4 protein-coding genes are annotated in these 4161 nt (G+C 63.9%); 3 read left to right on the top strand and 1 reads right to left on the bottom strand.

Annotation, left to right across the window (positions count from 1 at the left end):
- Nucleotides 1-839, bottom strand: an 839-nt coding sequence (locus tag J4E53_RS29990) for a GlxA family transcriptional regulator (RefSeq protein ID WP_207268276.1), incomplete at its 3' end; no start/stop codon positions are given.
- A gap of 192 nt (nucleotides 840-1031) precedes the next feature.
- Here J4E53_RS29990 and choX point away from each other — a divergent pair.
- From choX to J4E53_RS29975, 3 genes are all read left to right on the top strand, one after another.
- Nucleotides 1032-1976 (top strand): choline ABC transporter substrate-binding protein, encoded by a 945-nt coding sequence (gene choX / locus J4E53_RS29985; protein WP_060740278.1) that lies wholly within the window; start codon nucleotides 1032-1034, stop codon nucleotides 1974-1976.
- Nucleotides 1977-2047: 71 nt separating this feature from the next.
- On the top strand, nucleotides 2048-2935 hold the full coding sequence (locus J4E53_RS29980; protein WP_060740277.1) for a 3-keto-5-aminohexanoate cleavage protein: 888 nt from the start codon (nucleotides 2048-2050) through the stop codon (nucleotides 2933-2935).
- A 162-nt stretch (nucleotides 2936-3097) separates the two neighbouring features.
- Nucleotides 3098-4063 carry an L-carnitine dehydrogenase gene (locus tag J4E53_RS29975; protein ID WP_103311371.1) on the top strand — a complete coding sequence of 322 codons (966 nt, stop codon included), beginning with the start codon at nucleotides 3098-3100 and terminating at the stop codon, nucleotides 4061-4063.
- The last annotated feature ends 98 nt before the right edge of the window (nucleotides 4064-4161 follow it).

The raw sequence follows: 4161 nt of genomic DNA, 5'->3' as shown, positions 1-4161 counted from the left end.
TCCAGTACGCTCATGTCGGTCTGGCGCAGCAGTTGCCGGGCCTTTTCCAGGCGCAGGCGCAAATAGAAGTTGCTCGGGGTGTCGTTCAGGTGCAGGCGGAACAGGCGTTCGAGCTGGCGTCGTGTGACGTTGATCGACTCGGCCAGGGCCAAGGTGCTCAGGGGCGGTTCGCTGTGGGTTTCCATCTCGCCGATGACGTGCACCAGCTTCTTGTTGCGAATGCCATAGCGGTTGGCGATTTCCATGCGTTGGTGATCTTTGCGCGGGCGGATGCGGCCGAGCACGAACTGTTCGCTGACCTGGATCGCCAGCTCCGAACCATGGGCCTGGCCGATCAGGTCGAGCATCAGGTCGATGGACGCGGTGCCACCGGCGCAAGTGATGCGGCGACGGTCGATTTCAAACAGTTCCTGAGTCACGCCAAGCTGCGGATAAGACTCCTTGAACGCCTCGATCGCCTCCCAGTGCAAGGTCACGCGATGCCCTTCCAGCAGCCCCGCCTCGGCCAGGACCACACTGCCGGTGTCGATGCCGCCCAGGATCACGCCTTCGTTGTCCAACCGATGCAGCCAGCGCTCCAGGGCCGGGGTGGCGAACTTCAGTGGTTCGAATCCCGCCACCACCCAAAGGGTCGCGCCCTTCTTCAACGGCTCCAGCGCGGCATCGGCGTTGACCGACATGCCATTGCTCGCCAGCACCGCCCCGCCATCGACGCTCAACACATGCCAGCGATACAGCTCGCCACGAAAACGATTGGCGACCCGCAACGGCTCGATGGCCGAGATGAAACCGATGGCCGAAAAGCCCGGCATCAACAAGAAGTAGAAATCCTGGGACATGAAGCGCACTCGGTCGACGGGTAGCGTGCGGACCTTGATACGCCAGTTGCAAGCGTCGTTCAAGAGCGCAGGTCGCTGCAGTGCAAGAGCACGTCGCCGCTGTGCGTTTTGCCACGCTTCGGGCTGCGTAACTTGGCATCACCGGCGCACAGACACCGGGCCCCATAACAATAAGCTGCCGAGGAACCCGACATGAAACGACTGATCAGCTCCTGCGTTCTTGCACTCAGCGCTACCACCTTAATGAATGGCGCCGCCATGGCCGCGGAACCCGCCGCGTGCCAGAACGTGCGCCTTGGCGTCGTCAACTGGACCGATGTCATCGCCACCAGCGCCCTGACCCAAGTGATGCTCGACGGCCTCGGCTACACGACCAAGCAGACCAGCGCCTCCCAGCAAATCATCTTCGCTGGCATTCGTGACCAACGCCTGGACCTGTTCCTGGGCTACTGGAACCCGCTGATGACCCAGACCATCACTCCATTCGTCGAAGCCAAGCAGGTCAAGGTCCTGGAGCAGCCCAGCCTCAAGGATGCCCGCGCCACCCTGGCCGTGCCGACCTACCTGGCCGACAAGGGCCTGAAGACCTTCGCCGATATCGCCAAATTCGAAAAAGAGTTGGGTGGCAAGATCTACGGCATCGAACCCGGCTCCGGCGCCAACACCCAGATCAAGGCGATGATCGCCAAGAACCAGTTCGGCCTGGGCAAATTCCAACTGGTGGAGTCCAGCGAAGCCGGCATGCTCGCCGCCGTGGACCGCGCCGTACGGCGCAAGGAAGCCGTGGTGTTCTTTGGCTGGGCGCCGCATCCGATGAACGTCAACGTGCAAATGACCTACCTCACCGGCAGCGAAGACGCCCTCGGCCCGAACGAAGGCATGGCCACCGTCTGGACCGTCACTGCGCCGAACTACGCCGAGCAATGCCCGAACGTCGGTCGCTTGCTGAGCAACCTGACCTTCACCGCCGAAGACGAGAGTCGGATGATGCAGCCGCTGCTCGATCACAAGGATCCGCTCGAATCGGCCCGGCAGTGGCTCAAGGATCATCCGCAAGACAAGCAGCGCTGGCTCGACGGCGTGACCACCTTCGACGGCAAGCCGGCCGCCGACAACCTGAAACTCACCAGCAACTGACCAACCGTTCTCCCTCTGCGCAGCACCACACGGCTGCGCGGTGACTCACCACGCCTGAAGGAATCCGCACCATGAACCACGACGTCATCATCACCTGCGCACTCACCGGTGCTGGCGACACGACCGCCAAGAGCCCCCACGTGCCGGTCACCCCGAAACAGATCGCCGCCGCTGCCGTCGAAGCCGCCAAGGCCGGTGCCACCGTGGTCCACTGCCACGTCCGCGACCCGCAGACCGGCAAGTTCAGCCGCGACGTGGCGCTGTACCGCGAAGTGATGGAGCGCATCCGTGAGGCGGACGTGGACATCATCGTCAACCTCACCGCCGGCATGGGCGGTGACCTGGAGATCGGTGCGGGCGAACGACCGATGGAGTTCGGCCCCAACACCGACCTGGTGGGGCCGCTGACCCGCCTGGCCCACGTCGAAGAGCTGTTGCCGGAAATCTGCACGCTGGATTGCGGCACCCTGAACTTCGGCGACGGCGACACCATTTACGTCTCCACCCCAGCACAACTGCGGGCCGGGGCCAAGCGGATCACCGAGCTGGGGGTCAAGGCCGAACTGGAAATCTTCGATACCGGGCACCTGTGGTTCGCCAAGCAACTGATCAAGGAAGGCCTGCTGGACAACCCGCTGTTCCAGCTCTGCCTGGGCATCCCGTGGGGCGCGCCGGCCGACACCACCACCATGAAGGCCATGGTCGACAACCTACCAGCCGACGCAGTGTGGGCGGGCTTCGGCATCGGCCGCATGCAAATGCCGATGGCCGCCCAGGCGGTGCTGTTGGGGGGCAACGTGCGGGTCGGGCTGGAAGACAACCTCTGGCTGGATAAAGGCGTGCTCGCCACCAACGGCCAACTGGTGGAGCGCGCTGGCGAAATCCTCAGCCGCCTCGGGGCGCGCGTGCTCACTCCGGCTGAAGGCCGCAAGAAAATGGGTCTGGCCCAGCGCGGCTGAGCCGACATCCACATTCCCCTATTGGGGGGCACAACCTGTGGGAGCAAGGCTTGCCCGCGATGACGGTATGTCAGTCGACATCCCTGCTGAATCTACTGCCGCCATCGCGGGCAAGCCTTGCTCCCACAGGAGACCACCGAACTATTTTTTCAGGACATCACCATGAGCTTTATCACCGACATCAAGACCTTCGCCGCCCTGGGCAGCGGCGTGATCGGCAGCGGCTGGGTCAGCCGCGCCCTGGCCCATGGCCTCGACGTTATTGCCTGGGACCCCGCGCCGGGTGCCGAGGCGGCACTGCGCAAACGCGTCGCCAACGCCTGGGGCGCGCTGGAAAAACAAGGCCTGGCCCCTGGCGCCTCGCAGGATCGACTGCGCTTTGTCGCGACCATCGAAGAATGCGTGCGCGACGCCGACTTCATCCAGGAAAGCGCCCCCGAGCGCCTGGAACTGAAGCTCGAACTGCACGGCCAGATCAGCGCCGCCGCCAAGCCGAATGCATTGATCGGTTCCAGCACTTCGGGGCTGCTGCCCAGCGAGTTCTACGAAGGTTGCACCCACCCCGAACGCTGCGTGGTCGGACACCCGTTCAACCCGGTCTACCTGTTGCCGCTGGTAGAAGTGGTCGGTGGCAAGCACACCGCGCCCGAAGCCGTGCAGGCGGCCATGCAGGTGTACGAATCCCTCGGCATGCGGCCGCTGCATGTACGCAAGGAAGTGCCCGGCTTCATCGCCGACCGCCTGCTCGAAGCGCTGTGGCGCGAAGCCCTGCACCTGGTCAACGACGGCGTCGCCACCACCGGGGAAATCGACGATGCCATCCGTTTTGGCGCCGGCCTGCGCTGGTCATTCATGGGCACGTTCCTGACCTACACCCTGGCCGGTGGCGATGCCGGCATGCGGCACTTCATGGCCCAGTTCGGCCCGGCACTGCAACTGCCCTGGACCTACCTGCCAGCGCCGGAGCTGACCGAGAAGCTGATCGACGATGTGGTGGACGGCACGAGCGAGCAATTGGGCAGCCACAGCATCTCGGCCCTGGAGCGCTATCGTGATGATTGCCTGCTGGCGGTGCTGGAGGCGGTGAAGACCACCAAGGCCAAGCATGGAATGGCTTTCGAAGAGTAAACCCTGGTTTTGGGGCCAGCAGGCCTGGCCCCATCGCGAGCAAGCTCGCTCCCACAAGGATTTCGCGGTGTGAACGCTCATTATTTCCCCCAGAAGAT

Origin of the sequence: Pseudomonas sp. FW305-28 (assembly GCF_017351395.1) — a bacterium.
GTDB lineage: Bacteria > Pseudomonadota > Gammaproteobacteria > Pseudomonadales > Pseudomonadaceae > Aquipseudomonas > Aquipseudomonas fluorescens_AA.
The sequence above is the reverse complement of the archived record's forward strand: the minus strand, read 5'-3'. Positions and strand labels throughout refer to the sequence as shown.

Coding starts and splice junctions, on each gene's coding strand:
- J4E53_RS29980 (WP_060740277.1), top strand. CDS start 2,048: ATGAACCACGACGTCATCATCACCTGCGCACTCACCGGTGCTGGCGAC.
- choX (WP_060740278.1), top strand. CDS start 1,032: ATGAAACGACTGATCAGCTCCTGCGTTCTTGCACTCAGCGCTACCACC.
- J4E53_RS29975 (WP_103311371.1), top strand. CDS start 3,098: ATGAGCTTTATCACCGACATCAAGACCTTCGCCGCCCTGGGCAGCGGC.